The sequence below is a fragment of the Paeniglutamicibacter gangotriensis Lz1y genome (assembly GCF_000348945.1).
Classification (GTDB): domain Bacteria; phylum Actinomycetota; class Actinomycetes; order Actinomycetales; family Micrococcaceae; genus Paeniglutamicibacter; species Paeniglutamicibacter gangotriensis.
This window is the reverse complement of sequence record NZ_AOCK01000010.1, coordinates 117,241-137,420: the sequence shown is the minus strand read 5'-3', so window position 1 is coordinate 137,420 and position 20,180 is coordinate 117,241. Positions and strand designations below refer to the sequence as shown.

Annotated in this window: 21 protein-coding genes; 3 read left to right on the top strand and 18 right to left on the bottom strand. The window is 61.1% G+C overall.

What is annotated here, in order from left to right:
- Positions 1–132 precede the first annotated feature (132 nt).
- The 8 genes from ADIAG_RS15800 to ADIAG_RS21470 all read right to left on the bottom strand — a co-directional run bounded on the left by ADIAG_RS15800 (position 133) and on the right by ADIAG_RS21470 (position 7,847).
- Positions 133–357 (bottom strand): DUF3046 domain-containing protein, encoded by a 225-nt coding sequence (locus tag ADIAG_RS15800; RefSeq protein WP_043475487.1) that lies wholly within the window; start codon positions 355–357, stop codon positions 133–135.
- A 142-nt stretch (positions 358–499) separates the two neighbouring features.
- A complete protein-coding gene (locus ADIAG_RS15795; protein WP_043475484.1) occupies positions 500–925 on the bottom strand; it encodes a helix-turn-helix domain-containing protein in 426 nt (141 codons plus the stop codon).
- Between the two features lie 209 nt (positions 926–1,134).
- The gene (locus ADIAG_RS15790; protein WP_007272423.1) at positions 1,135–1,647 is read right to left on the bottom strand and encodes a CinA family protein; all 513 of its coding nucleotides are present in this window, start codon (positions 1,645–1,647) and stop codon (positions 1,135–1,137) included.
- Positions 1,644–2,273 (bottom strand): CDP-diacylglycerol--glycerol-3-phosphate 3-phosphatidyltransferase, encoded by a 630-nt coding sequence (gene pgsA, locus ADIAG_RS15785; RefSeq protein ID WP_007272422.1) that lies wholly within the window; start codon positions 2,271–2,273, stop codon positions 1,644–1,646. The genes ADIAG_RS15790 and pgsA overlap by 4 nt, the downstream gene beginning before the upstream one ends.
- 9 nt (positions 2,274–2,282) lie before the next feature.
- A complete protein-coding gene (locus ADIAG_RS15780) occupies positions 2,283–5,153 on the bottom strand; it encodes an FtsK/SpoIIIE family DNA translocase (RefSeq protein WP_051059977.1) in 2,871 nt (956 codons plus the stop codon).
- 204 nt (positions 5,154–5,357) lie between these two features.
- On the bottom strand, positions 5,358–6,188 hold the full coding sequence (locus ADIAG_RS15775) for a hypothetical protein (RefSeq protein WP_007272420.1): 831 nt from the start codon (positions 6,186–6,188) through the stop codon (positions 5,358–5,360).
- A complete protein-coding gene (locus ADIAG_RS15770) occupies positions 6,169–7,026 on the bottom strand; it encodes a hypothetical protein (RefSeq protein WP_200859409.1) in 858 nt (285 codons plus the stop codon). The genes ADIAG_RS15775 and ADIAG_RS15770 overlap by 20 nt, the downstream gene beginning before the upstream one ends.
- A gap of 299 nt (positions 7,027–7,325) precedes the next feature.
- A complete protein-coding gene (locus ADIAG_RS21470) occupies positions 7,326–7,847 on the bottom strand; it encodes a hypothetical protein (RefSeq protein ID WP_152426186.1) in 522 nt (173 codons plus the stop codon).
- A 344-nt stretch (positions 7,848–8,191) separates the two neighbouring features.
- Between ADIAG_RS21470 and ADIAG_RS15765 the strand changes: the two genes are divergently transcribed.
- Both ADIAG_RS15765 and ADIAG_RS15760 read left to right on the top strand, forming a co-directional pair.
- On the top strand, positions 8,192–8,572 hold the full coding sequence (locus tag ADIAG_RS15765; protein WP_043475476.1) for a PadR family transcriptional regulator: 381 nt from the start codon (positions 8,192–8,194) through the stop codon (positions 8,570–8,572).
- Entirely contained in the window at positions 8,569–9,105 is a 537-nt protein-coding gene (locus tag ADIAG_RS15760; RefSeq protein WP_007272417.1) for a hypothetical protein, read from the top strand. The genes ADIAG_RS15765 and ADIAG_RS15760 overlap by 4 nt, the downstream gene beginning before the upstream one ends.
- 162 nt (positions 9,106–9,267) lie before the next feature.
- On the opposite strand, the gene ADIAG_RS15755 is transcribed toward ADIAG_RS15760, so the two are convergent.
- Together ADIAG_RS15755 and dapA are read right to left on the bottom strand one after the other, a co-directional pair.
- A complete protein-coding gene (locus ADIAG_RS15755; protein WP_007272416.1) occupies positions 9,268–10,974 on the bottom strand; it encodes a ribonuclease J in 1,707 nt (568 codons plus the stop codon).
- A gap of 15 nt (positions 10,975–10,989) precedes the next feature.
- Positions 10,990–11,907 carry a 4-hydroxy-tetrahydrodipicolinate synthase gene (gene dapA / locus ADIAG_RS15750; RefSeq protein ID WP_007272415.1) on the bottom strand — a complete coding sequence of 306 codons (918 nt, stop codon included), beginning with the start codon at positions 11,905–11,907 and terminating at the stop codon, positions 10,990–10,992.
- A gap of 64 nt (positions 11,908–11,971) precedes the next feature.
- Between dapA and ADIAG_RS15745 the strand changes: the two genes are divergently transcribed.
- Complete coding sequence (locus ADIAG_RS15745) at positions 11,972–13,216, top strand: heparan-alpha-glucosaminide N-acetyltransferase domain-containing protein (RefSeq protein ID WP_007272414.1); 1,245 nt, start codon at positions 11,972–11,974, stop codon at positions 13,214–13,216.
- 117 nt (positions 13,217–13,333) lie between these two features.
- Here the strand turns inward: ADIAG_RS15745 and ADIAG_RS15740 are convergent, their stop codons facing one another.
- The 8 genes from ADIAG_RS15740 to ADIAG_RS15705 all read right to left on the bottom strand — a co-directional run bounded on the left by ADIAG_RS15740 (position 13,334) and on the right by ADIAG_RS15705 (position 20,177).
- Positions 13,334–13,999 carry a response regulator gene (locus tag ADIAG_RS15740; protein WP_043475474.1) on the bottom strand — a complete coding sequence of 222 codons (666 nt, stop codon included), beginning with the start codon at positions 13,997–13,999 and terminating at the stop codon, positions 13,334–13,336.
- Positions 13,996–15,471 carry a GAF domain-containing sensor histidine kinase gene (locus tag ADIAG_RS15735; protein ID WP_007272412.1) on the bottom strand — a complete coding sequence of 492 codons (1,476 nt, stop codon included), beginning with the start codon at positions 15,469–15,471 and terminating at the stop codon, positions 13,996–13,998. The genes ADIAG_RS15740 and ADIAG_RS15735 overlap by 4 nt, the downstream gene beginning before the upstream one ends.
- Positions 15,472–15,570: 99 nt before the next feature.
- Entirely contained in the window at positions 15,571–16,275 is a 705-nt protein-coding gene (locus ADIAG_RS15730) for a 4-carboxy-4-hydroxy-2-oxoadipate aldolase/oxaloacetate decarboxylase (protein WP_007272411.1), read from the bottom strand.
- A complete protein-coding gene (locus ADIAG_RS15725; protein WP_007272410.1) occupies positions 16,272–17,000 on the bottom strand; it encodes a PIG-L deacetylase family protein in 729 nt (242 codons plus the stop codon). The genes ADIAG_RS15730 and ADIAG_RS15725 overlap by 4 nt, the downstream gene beginning before the upstream one ends.
- 38 nt (positions 17,001–17,038) lie before the next feature.
- Positions 17,039–17,779, bottom strand: a complete 741-nt coding sequence (locus tag ADIAG_RS15720; RefSeq protein WP_007272409.1) for an SDR family NAD(P)-dependent oxidoreductase — start codon at positions 17,777–17,779, stop codon at positions 17,039–17,041.
- 3 nt (positions 17,780–17,782) lie between these two features.
- Complete coding sequence (locus ADIAG_RS15715) at positions 17,783–18,058, bottom strand: muconolactone Delta-isomerase (RefSeq protein WP_007272408.1); 276 nt, start codon at positions 18,056–18,058, stop codon at positions 17,783–17,785.
- 59 nt (positions 18,059–18,117) lie between these two features.
- The gene (locus ADIAG_RS15710) at positions 18,118–18,828 is read right to left on the bottom strand and encodes an alpha/beta fold hydrolase (protein WP_007272407.1); all 711 of its coding nucleotides are present in this window, start codon (positions 18,826–18,828) and stop codon (positions 18,118–18,120) included.
- Between the two features lie 32 nt (positions 18,829–18,860).
- Positions 18,861–20,177, bottom strand: a complete 1,317-nt coding sequence (locus ADIAG_RS15705; protein WP_007272406.1) for an MFS transporter — start codon at positions 20,175–20,177, stop codon at positions 18,861–18,863.
- Positions 20,178–20,180: the final 3 nt, after the last annotated feature.

Genomic DNA, 20,180 nt, shown 5'->3' with positions numbered 1-20,180 from the left:
CCCACACTTTGGACTTCGGGCGTTCGCACTGTGAATAACCCACGACAGACGCCGAACTAATCATCACTGTGAACACTACACTCTTCCGAACAGATATTCGAACGCTGGTGGTGTGTCAGATCGAATTTTTCTCTAGGATTCCTTGGGGGCGACATCGCGGCCCAACCAGCGTTCGGGCGGTACATCTTGCATCTTGCACACTGCCTGCCACACCCGCCGCGGGGATTCCCCGTGCTCCAGTGCCTCGGTGGCGGTAATGCCGCCCACCTCCGCGAGCACCAAAGAGGATGCCAGGGTGCGGGAGTAGCCCGCACCAAACTCGTCATCCATCAGTCGCCAAAAATCACTCATTCGCACCCTCGCCATTGTGTCATGGCTTGGCCGCAAAACACGCAAAAAGGCCCCCGGTCCGGCTTGTCCGCCGCGAGGGGCGGGGTCTGCCGGCCCGGGGGCCGAATCTCTAATGCCAAGTACACCACTGGCCAGAGTTGTCGTTGGTTTAGTGGCTCGGGGCCAGTCGCTTGCCGAGTTCTGATGGGTAGTCGCCAGCGAATTCGCTGGTCAGGTCCGTGGGGACAGTATCTGGGATCGTGATGCCTTCGGCGAGGGCGATGCGGTCGCTGACCTCGCGGAGCATCAGCGACAGCGGGAACTCTAGGGCTCCGCAGATCGAGGAAAGGAGTTCGGAAGAAGCTTCCTTCTGTCCACGCTCAACCTCGGAAAGGTATCCGAGGGAGACGCGGGCGCTATGGGACACTTCACGCAAGGTGCGTCCCTGGCGTTGGCGAACATCGCGCAGAACGTCACCGATTTCGTGTCGAAGGACTACCATTTTGCGCTCCTCTTTGTCTCGGCGGACCTCGCTTTGCAGGCCCACATCACGCCAACGGACCACACCGTTTACCGATATTGGTTGCTTGACCATGTGCATTGCCTTGTTTTCTCCGGTCCTAATGCCTTGTGGGGCGTTTTGGTGCGGGTCACTTTATTATGCCCGTCATGGGTTATAACTACCGGTTGTCGCCTTTTGTTCCCACGCCACCCACCTTAGCTATAGCAGAGGGTGTTTTTCCACAACAACCGTGAATCGTTCCGCAATGGTGTCACAATTCGATTCAATGCCACCTTGCCCCATTAAGCTGTGTGCCTGCTGGGTACAAGGTGGGAAAAAAGCAGGTCCAGGGCGGCCAGCGTGCTGCGTGCACGAACCTGCGCCCGGTCCCCGGAAAAATGATGCTCGATGAATCCACTGCCCGAGCCATCGGCCCAGCCCAGAAACACGGTGCCCACCGGCTGGCCATCGTGGGCTTCGGGCCCCGCGACGCCGGTGGCAGATACAGCCAGGTCGGCATCGCATGCGGTGCGCGCCCCCTGGGCCATCTGCCTGGCTACTTCCCCGTCCACCGAGCCACGCTCCCCCAGCAGCGCTTCCTCGACTCCGAGCAGCGAAACCTTCACGGCGTTGGAATAGCTGATGATCCCGCCGGTCAGCACGGCCGAGGCCCCCGGCACCTCGGCGATGGTCGCGGCGATCATCCCCGCGGTCAGCGATTCCGCGGTGGCTAGGCTCAGACCGGCGGTCTTGGCGCCGAGCACCACCTCGTGGGCCCGCGCGGCGAGCTGCGCCGCATCCGGGAACCGGGTCACTGGTCCTTCTCCGCCGCGCTGCCCGGATTCGGGCCGGTGGCCGCGGCGCGCAGCGTCCAGGCCTTGACGAGGTAGTCCAGGCCGGTGACGACGGTGATCGCCAGGGCGAGCAGCATCACCATGAATGCCACCACGTGCAGCCAGTCGATCGTGTGGGTCCAGGGCAGCAGGTAGAGCAGGATCGCGGCGGTCTGCAGGACCGTCTTGAGCTTGCCGCCACGCGATGCTGCCATCACGCCGTAGCGGATGACCACGAAGCGGACGGCGGTGATTCCCCATTCGCGCACCAGGATCACGATGGTGATCCACCAGGGCAGTTCGGCCAGGATCGAGAACATCACCAGCGCGGAGCCGGTGAGCAGCTTGTCGGCGATCGGGTCGGCGATCTTCCCGAAGTTGGTGATCAGCCCGCGACTGCGGGCCAAATCCCCATCGAGCTTGTCGGTGTACATGGCCACGGCGAAGATCGCCACGGCCACCCAGCGCATGAACCCGTAGTCCTTATCGTCGGCCATCAAGGCCCAGATAAAGAAGGGGACCATCACGATGCGCAGCACGGTCAGTACATTGGCGATGTTCAGGGTCGGCACATGGGCCGGTTGCGGGTTCGCTGGGGTTTCAGTCACGCTACTAGGCTACCTCCCGGTAAGGTTCCAGGCGTCTTCCGAGCCCGGTTCCTCAGCACCATCGTGGTAGTCAACTGCCTGTTCGAAGCCGTCCAGATCCTCGGCCACCAGGTCGGTGCCGTAGTGATTGGCATTGGCGTTCTCGGCCAGCGCCGCTTCCTGTGCGGTGGGGACCACGTCATCTGCCGGGGTTTCATCCCCACGCATCGCGGCGAGCACCTCGGGCAGATCGTCGGGCTTGACCAGCACATCGCGGGCCTTGGAGCCCTCGGAGGGGCCGACGACACCACGGGATTCGAGCAGGTCCATGAGTCGGCCGGCCTTGGCGAAGCCCACCCGCAGCTTGCGCTGCAGCATCGAGGTGGAACCGAATTGCGTGGTCACCACCAGTTCGGTGGCCTGCAGCAGCAGCTCCAGGTCATCGCCGATGTCGTCGTCGATCTGCTTCTTTTGCACCTCGGGGGTGACGTCGTGGCGGTATTCGGCCTTCAGCTGCCCCTTGACGTGCTCAACCACCGATTGGATCTCGGATTCGGTGACCCAGGCACCCTGCACACGCATGGGCTTGGAGGTGCCCATGGGCAGGAAGAGCGCGTCACCCTGGCCCAGCAGCTTCTCGGCGCCCGGCTGGTCCAGGACCACGCGGGAGTCGGTGACCGAGGAGGTGGCAAAGGCCATGCGGGAGGGCACGTTGGCCTTGATCAGCCCGGTGACCACGTCCACCGAGGGGCGCTGGGTGGCCAGCACCAGGTGGATGCCTGCGGCACGGGCCAGCTGGGTGATGCGCACAATCGAGTCTTCGACATCGCGCGGGGCGACCATCATCAAATCCGCGAGCTCATCGACGATGACCAGCAGGTACGGGTAGGGCTTCATGATGCGTTTTGAGCCCTCGGGCGGCACCGCCTTGCCGTTGCGCACGGCCTTGTTGAAATCGTCGATGTGCTTGTACCCGTAGTTCGCCAGGTCGTCGTAGCGGGTGTCCATCTCCTTGACCACCCATTGCAGGGCCTCGGCGGCCTTCTTGGGGTTGGTGATGATCGGGGTGATCAGGTGCGGGACGCCCTCGTAGGCGGTGAGCTCCACGCGCTTGGGATCGACCATGACCATGCGGACCTCGTCCGGGGTGGCACGCATCAGGATCGAGGTGATCATCGAGTTCACAAACGAGGACTTACCCGCGCCGGTGGCACCTGCCACCAACAGGTGAGGCATCTTGGCCAGGTTGGCCACCACGAAGCCGCCCTCGACGTCCTTGCCCACGCCCATGACCATCGGGTGATCGGTCTTGCGGGCGTTGTGGCTGCGCAGCACATCTCCCAGCACCACGATTTCCTTGTCAGCGTTGGGGATCTCGATGCCGATCGCACTCTTGCCCGGGATCGGGGAGAGGATGCGCACATCCGAGGAGGCCACGGCGTAGGAGATGTTCTTGGAGAGCGCGGTGACGCGCTCGACCTTGGTGCCCGGGGACAGTTCGATCTCGTAACGGGTGACCGTGGGGCCGCGGGAGAAGCCGGTGACCCGCGCGTCGACCTTGAACTGGTTCAGGGTGTCGGTCAGTGCCGCGACGACCGCGTCGTTGGCCTCGGAGCGTTCCTTGGACGGCGGGCCGGCGGGCAGGAAGTCCGAGGCCGGCAGCGTGTAGGCCACGTCCCCGGAGAGCTGGAGCTGTTCGGTGCGTGCCGGGATCGGCGGCAGCGGGACAGCCTGGGGCCTGGAGGGGGTCTGCGGGTTCGCCACCGTGGGCTCGGAGTCGTAGCTGGTCAAATCGATGGCGCTCATGGCCTGGGTGTCGGCCTCGGGCTCGGCGCCCAGACCCACGGACTCCATGATGGCTGCGTGTTCGCGCTCCTCCTTGGTGGGACGGCGCACCCCCGGGCGGATGGCGGGTTCAGTATCGGCAGGAGCAGCATCCGCGTAGAAGTCCACCGGATCCGCGGCGATATCCGCGTCGGTGATCACTGCGGTGTCGTAGGCGCCCTCGCCGGTGTTGCCCAACAGGTCCTCGGCGGAGGTGGCCTCGTCCTCGCGGTCCTTGCCGAAGAGGCGCATCTTCTTACGCGGCTTCTTCGCGGACTGGCTTTCCTCGTAGAGGTAGGACTGGTCGTGCTCCTCTGAGCCCAGGTCCACACCGGTTCCGGTGCGGGACTCAGGGGCCTGGCCCATGAGCTTCTCGTAGCCTTCACGCAGGCGTGTGGGGATCAGTCGGAATGGTGTTGCGGTGAGGATCATCAGGCTCAGCAGTGCCAGGGCGATCATCACGCCCATGGCTCCGGGGCCGGTGATGAGCCCGGCCAGCGGCACGGTGGCCAGGGCCCCGAGCATCCCGCCGGAACTCCAGAGGATTTCGAAGGGCGCGGAGACCGGAGGCAGGCCGCCGGCCACGTGGGAGATTCCGGATCCTGCCAGCGTGGCCAGTGCTAGACCGATGCCCACGCGGTTGTTCGCGCGATGCTCCTCGGGCCAGCGGAAGAGTCGGATGGCGCCAATGAGTAGGATCGGGGGCATCAAGGCGGCCATGAATCCGAAGGTTCCTCCGGCCACGGAATGGACGAACCCGCCGTACCAACCGACCCCGCGCAGCCCCCACCATTCCACCGAGGCAATGATGATGGCGATAATGACCAAGAAGAGCCCTGTGCCGTCGCGGCGCACGTCGTAGTCCGGGTGCACGTCGCGGCCGATCTTGCGGAAGGCTCCGCCGGTGACACGCGCGATGCCCATCCATGCGGCGCGCACCATGCGTACCGGCAAGGGGAAATCGTGTTCCACCACGGCTGCTGCCTTGGTGTTGCGTGTGGTCTTGGAGGTGCCCCCGGAGCCGCCCGTGGTGCGGCCCGAGGCCTTGGGTTTCTTGGAGGGAGTGCGGGTGGCCATAACTCTAGGGTATCGCCCATGCGGGTCCGAGGCCCGAATGTACACGGTTTGGCGGAAGTCGCCGGGCTGGATAATCGTCACAGCCGGACCTACTCCAGGGGTTTCGCATGCTCTGCTGTTCTCCGGCTGCCTTGTCAACGGGTGAGATCAGCGAGACCCTGAGCGCTCAGGTTCGTCAAGTGGCGTGCACGACCCCAGATGCGGTTATCTTTCGCCGAGATCTTCGAGCAAGTCACTGGCTAGGATCGAGACGGCTACAGAAACTTGAGCTGGGTCACCCACAGCCTCTTCCGCCCTACCCGCCATCACGGCCCCGATCGATTCAGGGCCAGCACCGAAGAGTTCTGCAAGGTAAACCAGGGCTTCCCTCGTTGCGTCCTTGCTGAGCGAATCGGCCAAAAGCCGCGCGATCGCCACGCCAAGGGCATCCGTCTCAACAGCTCGCAGGATTCTGTAAGTGTCGTGGGCATCCTTGTCATTGAGCCGATTGGGAGTATCTACCCGTTCTCCGATCTTGTGGAGTTTTGCGACGAGCAGCGCGGCAGCACCAGCCACCTTAACCTTGGCGACTCGGTGGTCATTCGGATCAAGTGCGGTCACCTCCATCTCGTCGCAATCAACTAGTGTCGCCTCCAACCCTCTGGCGCGTCGGGTTGCACGCTGATCGTGAGGCGGTATGCGTGCGCCACGACTACCGGGCCCCGCCAAGCTTTCGGGCACCATAAGATCAACGGGTATTCCTTCCGGGCTGATCCATGCTCCCGGTTGGCCATTTACCGACGGCACAAAACCAGCAGCCCGCATCGCCGTCTCAAGGCGTGGGTTGTCGGTAAGCAAACGAGGGTCTATGGCTACGTCGCTGTCCTTCGTCGCCTCCGCCAGCGCAACGTCTAGCCCGCCTGTTCGGAGATACACCGCTTGCGCGCCGATCACGATGATCGCGTCATGGTGCTCATGCAACGCATCAAGGGCGTCAAGGAGAACTGAACGGGCCCGGACGAGCAGGTCCGTGGCTTCATCGCCAGAGTTGTTCATTGTCTGTCATCCAATCCACTAGTTCTTCCGCTTCCGCTGGTGCCCGTCCGGGGCCGGTCATGAGGTCAGCAGCCACCTGAGCCGGTGCCGCGATGCGTAGTCCGTCGGGCCTGTTGATGACGCGCTCGGCCAGCACCTCGTATGCGGGTCGGGCCAAGATGACGTTTGCCCCAGTATCAGTGGCACGCAATCCCCAAGCCTCGGCAGCTCGCTCGGGGTTCTGGCTGTAGATCATGGCCGAACGGACAGGGGCGTAAGGTGCCCAGATGGCAGCAGCAATCGATCCCGTTATCGCATAGTCGTGTATTTCGTCTTTCCGAACTCGTTCCAGGAATGCTTCAATTCCACGTGGGGCTATCCACCGGCTGACGGAATTGGTACGCAGGAACTGGTAGTCCTCACTCCACCGACGCAGCAAGGCAGGCCAATCGGGGACAGTGATCAGCTTGTCAGCTCCCCTATTGATCAACGCCTCGGATTCCAAAAACTCCACGACTCGGTAGACGGAGCCAGTGGAGGACGCCGAGGCAGTCACGAGGTCACGGATTTTCCAGGGGCCCTGCATATCCAGCAAGGCGCGTACAACTTTGGCAGCGGGTTCACCTTTCAATGTTCCCCGAGGGCGTCCCGCTCCGCGCCAAGGGTCCTTGTCGGCTCCTCTGTCAGAGATGAAAACGGCAGGCGACTGTGCGCGCATCAGGAGGTTCCCCGTGGCGTCAACGAATGAAAGTCCGGCCTCCGAAAGACGTTCACGTGTGGACTTGGTCAGGTATCTGGCAGCGACCATCCCAATGCTCCCGGGGCGGCTGTCGATGATCTTATCGAACCGTTCCCTCATTCGGCCGATGTCCCTTCCGTCGAGCAACCGCTTTGCCGCTACGAGGATCTGTAGCTCTCCCCCGTCAGGAGAACGCAACATAAAGACCGCATCTGCCCGGGGGGGTCCTCCCTCAACCGCCAATTCGGTGAGGATCCAATCTAAGGGAAGTCGGTCGCGGAGCATGGAAAACCCGGATCCAACCACGTCTGCCTCGGTACGAGGAGGCATCGGTAATACATTCATCTCGACCATGTTCAGATAATAGCCTGTTTCCAGACGCATCGGAACCCATTGATTACCTGAACATTGATGCTGCGTTACACGTCCTGCGCCTTGTGATCAGCAGGCCATTGTTCCCATCGATTGGCGCGGCCGCGTTTGACTACGGCGGCTGGGTACTTTGCCTCCAGCACCTTAAGTTGCTCAATGACCTCGGCAATAGCCAGGCCCGATGGGATCACGGCGAGAGGGTGCGGCTTTGGCGGCTCAACTTCCGTCGGTGTGGAACGCTCCGGGAACTCGAGCAGTATTTGGCGAACTCTCTTGAGCCGCGCTCCCGTTCTGGGCCAATCCGGACATGGTCCTTCGTATGGCGGGGTAACCCAGCCATGTTCAGATGCCTGTGTTGCACATTCAGTACACATGCCCTCGGGACCAAGAGGCGGCACGGCAAGGAGCTTCTCCAGCTTGCTCTCCACCGCCTGTATTTCAGTGCGCGACTTCGAACGACCGGTCTTGTCGCTCGCGGACTTCAACGTGGTTTTGAGTTCCAGAACTTGTTTTCGAAGCTCACGGACATTGCGCTGTCGATGGAGTTGGCAGAAAACGGAATCGGGCATCGCAATCGAGCCACCGATCACACCAAAAGTTCCCCTCAGAACCACTGTGTGGTGGATTCGCGGGGAACTTTCGGGCTCCGGTTAGGCTTCGAGCACGACCGGAATGATCGTGGGCTTACGGCGCAGCTTGTGCGAAACCCACGACCCATGACCCGGCGCACGACTTGCTGCAGCTGGTGCGTGGTGTGAGTCGGGTTGCTGCGCATACCTTCCTCTGCGGCTCGAACGATCGTGCGGTCCGCGCGAGATTCGTTCACCGTCGCGGGCGAGGTACGCCCAGGAACCGCGGGACTAGGAAAGCTCACTACTTGACCTGCCTATCTAGTGTGTTGGACTATATAGGCATGAGTGATCCTTCAGATGCCAGCGATGCCGGTCTCCCGGAATCGCAGTGGCCCAGCGACTGGCTTCGAGCCGCCCTGGGTTTGGCCGCTCTCAAAGCATTGTCCGCGGGCCCCTCGTACGGGTACGCAATGATCGGGGAGCTTGCCGATGCCGGACTTGGACAGGTTAAGGGCGGCACGCTTTACCCACTGTTGAATAGGTTCGAAAAAGCCGGCTTGATTGCCACGGAATGGGGCCCCGGCGATGGCGGCCCTGGACGCAAGTACTTTTCTCTCACTGCGGCCGGGCGCAGCTTCCTCAAGGAACAGAGCCGAGACTGGGCCCGCTTTGCCGCCACCGTCACCGACTATCTAGCACCCGAAGGGACCCTACAACCATGACTCACGTAGGCCACGCTCACCATCGCAGATGGACCGAGGAATTCAGCCATGAATTACGTCTACGGCAGGTCTCAGGTGAGGACATCAACGAGGCAATTTCCACCGTTGACGAGCATCTGAACGACAGCGGAGAAAGCGCGTCAGACGCCTTCGGCAATCCCCGAGACTATGCCGCCAGTCTTGGCCTGTCACCCACCGATGACGGCCCTGCCCGAGGGCAGGTCTTGGTTGCTGCCTTCGTGGCTACCTTGTCCTTCTTGGCGTTTGGCCTCGCGGTCAGCCGTTGGATCTCCGGAGAAGGTAGCTCCACGGTGATTATCTGCACGCTCGGCGCCGGAGCCATCATGCTATCCGCCTCAGCATTACTGACCCTCGGCATCGCCAAACAGATCGTCGAGGCGACGGTCCGTGAACGATTCACCGGCGTTTCAGCGGGAGCCTGGAGTCGATACGCACCGGCTGCGATTGCCGTGCCATGGGTGTTCCCCATCTTCGCCGCGGTGATCGTCGCCGTCGGGGTACTACGCGCATAATATCTCCACGTACCCAGAGGTGTAGGCCGCCAAGACGAGAGCGACTATTGGGGAGCCAACAACTATCAATCCACTACGAGCTCTGCCCTGCCGTGAAACCAAAAGTACCCCGTCAAACCGCTTTTTAGCGGCTTGACGGGGTACTTCGTGGTGATCGAGGGCTTAGGCTTCGAGCACTACCGGGACGATCATGGGCTTGCGGCGCAGCTTGCGCGAAACCCACGAACCCATGACCCGGCGCACGACCTGCTGCAGCTGGTGCGTGGTGTGCGTCGGGTTGTTGCGCACGGCTTCCTCGATGGCCTCGGCGATCTTCGGCTTGATCTCGTCAAACACCTTGTCGTCCTCGGCCACGGCGCGGGCGTGGATGTCGGGTCCGGAGATGATCTTGCCCGTCTGGCGGTTGATCACCGAGATGATCGAGATGAAGCCCTCTTCGGCCAGCGTGACGCGGTCCTTGAGGTCTTCTTCGGTGATGGTGCCGACCTTGGCGCCATCGACGTACACGAACCCGCACTCGACCTGGCCGACGATCTTGGCCACGCCGTCCTTGAGGTCGATGACCGAGCCGTCCTCGGTGAGCAGAATGTTCTCTGCCGGGACGCCGGACTGGGCTGCCAGTCGGGCGTTGGCGATCAGGTGACGGGTCTCGCCGTGCACCGGCATCACGTTCAGCGGCTGGACGATGTTGTAGCAGTACAGCAGTTCGCCGGCCGAGGCGTGGCCCGAGACGTGAATCTTGGCCATGCCCTTGTGGATCACGTCGGCGCCAAGGCGCATCAGACCGTTGATCACGCGGAACACCGAGTTCTCGTTGCCCGGGATCAGCGAGGAAGCCAGGATGACGGTGTCGCCCGGGCCAACCTGGATCCGGTGGTCACCGGTGGCCATGCGCGAAAGCGCTGCCATCGGCTCGCCCTGCGAACCGGTGGACATCAGCACGACCTTGTTATCCGGCAGCTTGTCCACGTTCTTCATGTCCACCAGGATCCCGGCGGGGATGTGCAGGTAGCCAAGCTTCTCGGCGATGGTCATGTTGCGCACCATCGAACGGCCAATGAAGGCGACCTTGCGCCCGTGTACCTGTGCGGCGTCGATAACCTGCTGCACGCGGTGCATGTGCGAGGAGAAAGAGGCGACGATGATGCGCTTGCGCGCCCGACCGAAGAGGGACTCGAGCACCGGGCCGATTTCCTTTTCGGCGGTGGTGAAGCCGGGGACATCCGCGTTGGTGGAGTCGGTCATGAACAAGTCCACGCCCTCGTCCGCGAGGCGGGAGAAGTGGCGCAGGTCGGTGATCCGGCCATCGAGCGGCAACTGGTCCATCTTGAAGTCGCCGGTGTGCAGCACGTTGCCGCCCTCGGTGCGGATGAAGACCGCCAGGGCGTCGGGGATCGAGTGGTTAACGGCGACGTATTCGGTCTCGAACGGGCCGAAGGTCTCCACATCTCCCTCGACGACCTCGCGCAGTACCGGCTTGATGCGGTGCTCTTCGAGCTTGGCCGCGATCAATGCCAGAGTCAGGCGCGAGCCGATCAAGGGGATGTCGGAGCGCAGGCGCAACAAGTAGGGAACCGCGCCGATGTGGTCCTCGTGACCGTGCGTGAGCACAACACCGACGATGTCATCGAGACGATCCTTGATGTAGGTGAAGTCGGGCAGGATGACGTCCACGCCCGGCTGGTGTTCCTCGGGGAAGAGCAGTCCACAGTCGACGATCAGCAGTTTGCCGTCGATTTCGAAGACAGCCATGTTCCGCCCGATCTCACCCAGGCCACCGAGCGGCACGATGCGCAGGGTGCCCTTGGCGAGCTTGGGCGGAAGGTTGTGCAACACCGTATCGGTGTTCACAGTGGAGGAATCGGTCATGAATGAATTACCTTTCTAGATCTCCCATCCGCCCTCGCGCAAATTGGTGCGAATGGTTTCGAGTTCCGTCTCCGACGGTGCCACAAGCGGCAGCCGGACCACGGCGTTGGGCAGGAATCCCTGCCAGTTAAGAATGTGTTTTGCTACGACTGCACCCTGGGCGTGGCTCATCACCGCGCGCTGGATCGGCTCCAGCTCGAAGTGGGCCTTGCGGGCGGTGGCCAGATCCCCGGCATGCATGGCATCAACCAGGATGCGGTACTTGGCGGCGGCCACGTGGGCCGTCACCGAGACGACGCCCACGGCGCCGGCTGCCATCAGCGGCAAGGTCAACAAGTCGTCGCCCGAGTAGACATCAAGGTCGGTGTTCGCCAGGACCGTGGTGGTGGACTGGTAGTCCGCCTTGGCGTCCTTCAGTGCCACAACCAACGGGTTCTTGGCCAGGGCGATGATACTTTCCGGGCTCAGGGCAATGCCTGAACGGCCGGGGATGTCATAGAGCATCACCGGCAGCTGGATCGCGGCGATGATCGCCTCGACGTGGGCGATGACCCCGGCCTGGGAAGGCTTGTTGTAATACGGAACGGTCACCAGGATCCCGTGAACCCCGGCTTCCTTGGCCGCCAGTGAAAGCGAGATCGAGTGCGCCGTGTCGTTGGTGGTGGACCCGGCAAGAATCTTGGCTCGGTGCCCCACGGCCTTGACCACGGTGGCGAACATCTTGACGTTTTCTTCATCGCGAAGTGTCGAGGTTTCCCCGGTGGTGCCAGTGACCACCAGACCGTCGCAGCCCTCGTCGACAAGTTTGATCGCTAACTTCGCTGCCGCATCGTAGTCGACTTCCCCGTTGTCCTTGAAGGGCGTCACCATAGCGGTGAGTACCGTTCCGAAGGTAGGGGTCTTACTCGAGGTGTGCAACGCAGTTTCAGCCATGACTCCAAGGTTACCTGTTGCAGGGACCAAGAATTGATTCGGCACCTGCGTTTAGGCTGTAATCATGACGCATTTCTCTTCCGCCGCTGCCACCCCGCGGGCGGCGGCCGGCCATGGGGCCCGTTCGAAGGGCCGCATTGCCGGTGTTGACGCGGCGCGCGGCCTGGCCCTGCTGGGAATGGTGGCGGTGCATATCGTGCCGCTGGCGGTGATTTCCTCCTCCGGGGCGCAGGTTCCCTCCTGGGCTGCATCGTTCTTCGCCGGGCGTGCCTCCGCGCTCTTCGTGGTGTTGGCGGGGCTGGGACTGGCGTTGCTATCCGGTGGTGTGGCACGGACCGGAGCCGGCCGGTTGGCCGGGATACGCCGGGCCGTAGCGGTGCGGGCAATCTTGATCTTTGTCATCGGTTTGGGGCTGGGGATGCTCGACACCAATGTTGCCGTCATCCTGGTGCATTACGGGCTCTTATTCCTGTGCGCAATCCCATTCTTGAACATGCGCGCCCGCGCCCTGGGGTTCTGGGCGGCCGGCTGGCTGCTGCTCTCGCCCCTGGCGCTTTATCTGCTCCGTCCCCTACTGACCGGGCTGCTGGAGCCATCGCGGCTCGGGGCCTCCCCGCTGCCCGAGGATCTGGCCTCCCCCGCGGTGTTCCTAGCCGACCTGTTGGTCACCGGTTACTACCCGCTTCTGGTGTGGTTCGGCTTTATTCTGGCCGGGCTGTGCGTGGGTCGTTTGGGGCTTTCCCGTCCGCCCGTGGCCCTGGCCATCGGTGCGACAGGTGCGGTGCTGGCCCTCGGAGCCAAGTCGCTCTCGACTTGGCTGCTGGCCCAACCCGGCGCGCTGGCTGCCGTGGCCAAGGCCACCGGGCTCAGTGGGCGGGAGCTGGCCGTTTCCCAGATCACCGGCCAACGCCTGAGCGGAGCCATGGAGACTCCCTGGTTCTTGGGACTTTCCGCTCCGCACACCGGCGCTCCCTTGGATGTACTGCATGTGACCGGCTGCGCCCTGGCGGTACTGGGGGCGGCCCAGCTGCTGTGCCTGGCTCTCTCCGCCTTGCTGGGGCAGGTCGGCGACATGCTGCTGTGGCCGCTGACCGGTGCCGGGGCCGCGACCCTGACTCTCTATGCGCTGCACTTAGTGACGTTGGATTTGTTCAGTGAGGTCTCGGCGCCGCTGCCGCGGAATCTGTTGTTCATCATTTACGCGGTCGGCTGCCTGTTGTTCGGCTTGGTGCTCAAGTTCTTGGGCCGGCGCGGCCCACTGGAGGCTCTGGTGCATTCGGTATCCCGGACGCTGGGACGCAGCGCATAAGCCCGGCACACTTGCACACGCGCTCAAAGGCGAAGTCTCCGGCATATGCTTCAAGGTCCCGCGGCATCATGGCACCTGACCGAATCGACGACCGATTCCCTGTGTCGCGACGGGGTGTTAGGGGGAAACGAGTCCCGCGTTGACTGCAGTCAGGGCGGCCTGGGTGCGCGAACTGACACCCAATTTACCCAATACATTGCTCACGTGGGTCCGGGCCGTCCGCTCGCTGATGCCCAGATTTCCGGCGATGTCCTGATTCGAGTGTCCCTCAGCCACCAGCACCAACACATCGCGTTCCCGCTCGGTCAGGGTTGATATGCCGGTGGGCGGAGAAGCAAATGATTTGGTCAGATCCAAGGCCAGTGCCGGGTCGATATACACTTCATCGCGCGCGGCCGCGCGGATTGCCGCTGCTACATCTTCCGGGCCGGCGTCCTTGAGCAGATAGCCTCGGGCCCCTTGCCGCAGGGCTTCGTGCAGACGCTCTGGTTCGCCGAAACTGGTCAGAATCACGACCTTGACCGAAGGGTACTTTTCCTTGATCTGCTTGAGGGTTTTCATGCCATCCATCACGGGCATGATCAGGTCCAGGAGTACTAGGTCAGGCAGGCTTTCGAAGGTTGCCAGCTCGGCCAACCTTTCGAGGGCAACACGGCCGTTCTCGGCCTGTCCGACGGTTTCGATGTCGTCGAGTACCTCAAGATAGGCAGCAATGCCTCTCCTGACGATCGCATGATCATCGACTATCAGCACCCTCAGCGCCGCGGATTCTTCGTTGCTCATGCCCTGCCCCATCTATGTTCTTCCGATGCCGATGGCATTTCCAAGCTAACGGTGGTTCCGTGCACCTCATCGAAGACTATCTCCAATAGGCCATTCCAGTTTTTTGCCCGCTGCTTCATGAAGGCTATCCCCCTCCCAGACATGCCATCACCCGTGCCAGCGCCAGTGGGCCGGTTCGAGGCGGTACCAAAGTCTTTGATCACGATGCGCAAACTATCGGTGCTTTCGAACGCGTTGACTAGTACGTCAATGCGGTCGGTGGAAGAGTGTTTCACGGCATTATGGATGGCTTCCGAAACGATGAAATAGATGTCCTCCGCCATGGGAAGGCCGAGGTGATCGAGTTCCCCCGAAATCCGCATCTGAACATCGATCCCGGTCCGTCGAGAAGTGCTCGCCACCAGGGTACGTAGTGCTGCGCCCAGTCCCTTGTCGATTAATGCGACCGGTTTTGTTCTGTGGACGAGGTTACGTAGGTCGCTCAATACCGCACCGGAGATCTCCTCGAGTTCCCCGGCGATCGTATCGATCTTCTTCCGGTTGGCCAGTAGTTCTCCGCTGCCGGTGAGCACCTTGAGGGCCTGTACTTGCATGCGCATGGAGAAGGCACCCTGCACGACGGAATCATGCAGGTCCCGGGCCAGCCGCTGGCGTTCGGCCTTCTCGGCCGAACGCCGCTCGCTTTCCAGCAATGCCGCGTAGTCCAAGGCAACACCGGCTTGCACCGCCATGGTGGAAAAGAACTCCAGATCCTCGTTGTCAACACTCAGGCCAGGGGCTAGATACAGGTTTAGGATCCCAATGGTTTGGTTGCGAACAATGATGGGCAGCGATGCGAAGGCATCCCACACCGGAAACCGCAGGACCTCATGCATCGGTTCCCACGCCGGATCCGACATCACTTCGGCATACCGGTGCGGCATGACCGCTAGGCGACTGGATTCCATGACTTCGAACATGCAGAGACGGGCACCACGCTGCTTGCACTCCATGAGCCGCTCAAGGAATCGTTCGCCGGTGAGCGAGGTGAACCCGGCCATCCCCAGCACCCGTAAATTTCCGGAGTCGGCATCGCCGGTTAATATTTGGACCCCGGCCAGTCCGTCAGCTTTCAAAATTTCATAGGCCAACGCGGTCAAGACCGAGGAAAGCGAACGGTCCGAGATAAGTTCCGCGGCGATCCTCGCCACCGCCGCTGCCCTGCGATCCCTGCGCCGGCGCTGAGTGACGTCTTCAAAGACCAGTGAATAGCCGCCCTCCATCGGTTCGGAGCGACAGGACAATTCGATGATGGCGCCATTTTTGGCATGCCGGCTTTCCGACCAGCTGACCAATCCGTGAGGTGTTGCGGTATCCCGGCGGTGGGTCAGGTCAAAGCGCAACCCTCCACCATCATCTGATGTTTCGTTGAGAATGCGTTGGCCAGCATGGTTGAGTTTTTGGATTGTGCCGTCGGCACGCAGCAGCGCCATCCCTATGGGCGCTTCATCCCATAAGTCCGCATGGTTCAATGACAAACCGTCATCTGCAGGTCCCAAATCAGTCACCCATCATCTGCCCGTGAAGAAGTCTCATGGTTTTCCGTCTTCAGCTTCCTCGGATTCAACATAGCGCACGCCAAGGTCTTCGAGCACTTGCCGCAATCCATAAAGATCGAGTCCCAGAATTCCCTCGGAGAATTTCTTCTTCTTTTCCAATTCAGCGTCGTTCCGTACCGATGCGGCCTGCGCTACCTGGGTTGCTTCGGCCCTGGGCACCACCACGACTCCGTCATCATCGGCAACAATGACGTCTCCGGGGAAGACGTTGACACCCGGAAGGACTACCGGCACATTGACAGACCCCGGGTTCCGCTTGGCTGTTCCTTGCGCGTGAACCGCCTTGGACCACACAGGAAACCCCATCTCGCGTAGATCGTGGATATCCCGGACCCCGGCATTGATCACCAGTCCCCTCACCCCTCGAGCCTGCAGCGACGTCGCAAAGAGGTCCCCGAACATGCCATCGACAGAAGGCGAAGTCGTCGTGACCACGAGGATGTCCCCCGTTTCACACTGTTCTATCGCGGCATGGATCATCAGATTGTCCCCGGGATGGCTCAGCACGGTGACCGCGCGTCCGGCCACGCGTGCACCGGGATAAATGGGTCTGAGTACGGGGTCAACTAGCCCACGTTTGCCCATGGCTTCATGCGTCGTTGAGACTCCCAGGCTCAACAGTTTTTCAACTGCCCATTGGTCTGGTGTGGCAATGTTCTGAACGATGACGTGGTTCATAGGACTGCCGAGCGCACCGTGGGGAAGAGCATTTGATGCGCTTCGGCGTAACGGATTGATTTGGCTCCCCCATTACGTACCGCTTGGACGCCTCTGCGCACGGCAAGGTCCTGGTAGTAGTCGATGAGGTGGCTCTGTGCCGACATCACATTCATCGCCGCACTCTTCTTCTCGTAGACATCGGTGATGTCCAGAAGCAGCCCGGGGACGAATCCACACATTTCAGACTGGTGAGGTTCAAACATCAGAACCTGGGGTGCTCCAATCGGTGGATGCTTGGTCTTGTTTCCTTGGGCCTGCGCAACCATGCGGGCCTTGAGCAACGTTTCGTGCGCCAAGTTGTGATCGCGATTGTAGGGGTCATTGGCCACGTGGGTCATGATGCTGTCCGGGTTCGCCGCGCGCAGCAGGTCCACGATGGTGTCGAACGCTTGATCATCTATCGACAAGGGGTAATCCCCCAGATCAAGGAAATCAATGCTCGCTCCGAGGATGTCTGCTGCTTTTTGTGCCTCCTCCCGACGAATAGCCCTGACAGTTTCGATGTCCATGCCCGGTTGCTTCCACAGGCCCTGAGATTCGCCTCGTTCGCCGAAACTCAGGCAGATGACATGTGCTCGATGGCCCTGGGCCACGGCCGTGGCGATGGCTCCCCCGGCCCGCCACACGAAGTCTCCGGAGTGGGCGCTAAATACTACTAAGCTCTTTTTGCCTTTAGTGGACATGAGGTCCGCCTTTCGTAGGTTCGAATTTTTCTCCACGGTCAGCGCATGACCGCGCCGCCGTCGCAAACGATGCTTTGCCCGGTCACCATCCGGGCCTCTGGGGAGACCAGGAAAGCCACCAACCCGGCGAAGTCCTCCGGTGTAACGAATTCCTTGAGTGCCTGCCGCTGCATGGTGCTGCTGAAGCTTTCTTCAGAGGAGTGCTCGCGCGTGCCCGGGGTCGCGATCTGGGACGGAATCGCGGCGTTGACGGTGATCCCGTGTTCGCCCAGTTCATTGGCCATGACCCTGGTCATTCCGATCAAGGCGCCTTTGCTCGCCACGTAGGCAAGTCGTCCAGGAGCGCCGGTGAAAAACGTTCGAGACGCCACATTGACGATCCTGCCCCGGTGTGTGCTGTCCCTCAGGTAGGGCAAACAGGACTGCACCATCAGCAACGGACCAACGGCATTGACTTCAAAGTACTGACGCATTTCTTGTGCATCAATAACTTCCAGGGGCCGGTGACCGCTCAAGAGGCCGGCGTTATTGACGAGGATGTCGATCCCACCGCGTAAATCGGCGATGTGTTGGATGGTCGTCTCGACGGCAGCACCATCTGTGACATCGCATTCGATCCAGTGGACGTTTGGGAGGACATCCACGTCTCGTGGTATTTTTCCCACCCGGTCCAGCGCCATTACATGAATTCCGACGCGCGCCAGTTTCGTGACCAGTGCTCGCCCCAATCCGCCGGCGGCACCGGTGACAATCGCTGTCCGTTCTGAGTGGCTGGTCATTGGCTAGAGTTCCTGCGGATGCAGTGCCAAGGGTTCCACTGTCACATCCATCCACGGGAATTGAGGAAGGGAGGCGATGGCCTCATGGAGCTCAGTGGTGCTCGCTGCTTTCCAGAGGCCAACGACGGCTCGCCTGCCGGGTACACGCCACAGACGGACCAGTTTGCCCTCTTGACGAAGCTCGGTGGCACGCTTGCGTTCGTTGGTCTTCAAACGCCCCACTTCTTCGCTATCCATGCCCGGTGGAAGGGTGGTTTCGAAACGAACAAGAAATTCCATGATTTTCGCTACTTTCTCTTCTAGGCGACGACCGAGGTGAGGACGTATTCGCTATTGGTTCAGCGACTGCTTTCCAGGATCTGTAAGAAGATCGAGGCCAGCTCGTCGGGTGCCGTCACCATGGCCTCATGGCCTGTCTGTATTTCGTGTACGGGCCAGCCCAGGCTGGCGGCGAGTTCTGCGTAGGGGCGGAAAACTCGCATCCAGTCGACACACTCAATGAACTCTGCAGGAACCTGCTGTTGATGCCCGTGGACATTGAGCACGTCCGTATAGGTCTTCCATGGATGCGGGGTAAGCCGTGGGGTCAGCCATTCTAAGTCCGTCGGGCTGGTGACCCCCAAGACCTCCAACGAGCGGCCAGGGATCAGCCAGCCGAATCCACTCTCGGCAACAGATTCCCGATAGTGAACCGAAATTTCTGCTGGCAGGAGCTCAATGGCTGGACGCCCGTCGCCGATGAAAGCATCCAGATAAACCCTGCGGGCCAACCGTTCAGGGCGTTGATCGGCAACTCCGGTAATGACCTGTCCTGCATAGCTATGGCCCACCAGAATCACGTCACTGAGATCATGGTGATCCAGCAGCTGAACCACGTCGTTGATATGCGTATCGAGCCCCACGGCAGGATTCATCAGGTGTGCGCGATCCGATATTCCCGTCAGGGTCGGGGCGATGACTCGGTGCCCGGCTTGCCGCAAGATCGGTTCGACCCGATCCCAGCACCAGCCACCGTGCCAGGCACCTGAAACCAAAACAAAAGTACTCAATTACTTCTCCTTCTCATGCGCCGGCACTATTCCTAGTACGCGGATGCTGAATAGCGTCCAATGCGAAGCGTCAATATTCCCAGCAGACTGATGACGCCCAGACCCAGCAGGTACACCGAGATGGGCGTCAAAGTGCCGAATGCTGCGAACAGGCCAATAGCGATCATTGGCATGAAGCCACCGCCCAAGATGGAGCCAATTTGGTAGGACACCGATGCGCCGCTGTAACGCACCTCGGTGGGAAATAGTTCGGCAATCAAGGCCGCTTGCGGGCCGGCCATCAGTGATTGCGCAATGAGGATTCCGGTGACACCAATGACGATATTCACTGGCGACGCGGTATCCACCATCCAGAAGAACGGGAACGCCCACAGGCACACCAGAATCGCGCCTGCTACGAATACCTTTTTCTGTGTGAACTTGTCCGCCAGCACGGCACCTAGGTAAACGGTCACCAGGTGAATGACTGCGCCAATGATGATGATTCCCAGCATGGTATTGCGGGTGAGCTCCAGTTGACTGGTGCCGTATGACAGCAGATACACGGAGTAGATGTATCCGATGGCTGGTGCGGCAATCGAAATCGCTCCAGCCAACAAAACTGTCCACAAATGTTCCCGAAAGAGCAGTCCCAGCGGATTGCGCGCAACGTTCTCTTCTTTACGGGCAGTTTCGAATACCGGTGATTCCTCAATGCTGTACCGAATGTAGAGAGCGACGCCAACCAATGCACCACTGAGTAGGAAGGGAATCCGCCATCCCCAGGCGTTGAACATTTCCGGACTCGTCATATTGGCGACAACGACGAAGACTAGATTTGCGGCAATGATACCGATCGGCAGACCCATTTGGGGGAACGCCCCATAGAGTGCGCGCTTGTTCTTCGGGGAGTACTCCACAGCCATCAGGACTGCGCCTCCCCATTCCCCACCAACGCCCAAACCCTGCACGAATCGAAGGGTCACCAGGAGTATGGGCGCCCAAATGCCTATTGCCGCGTGATTAGGCAGCAAGCCGATGGCAACTGTTGCTCCGCCCATCATCAGCATCGAAAGCAAGAGCATCTGCCTGCGTCCTACACGGTCACCGAAGTGACCCATCACTACTCCACCGATGGGTCGGGCAATGAAGCCAACGGCAAAGGTAGCGAATGCAGCAAGGGTTCCGGCAAGCGGGTCCTCTGACGGGAAGAACTGGGGTCCGAAGACCAACGCTGCTGCGGCACCGTAGATAAAGAAGTCGTACCATTCGATGGCGGTTCCGACGAGACTCGCCACCAGTACTTTTCTTCGAGCCTTCGCTGTGGGCGCCGAACCGTTCTTCGTCTCTACCCGCAGTGTTTCTTCCATGGG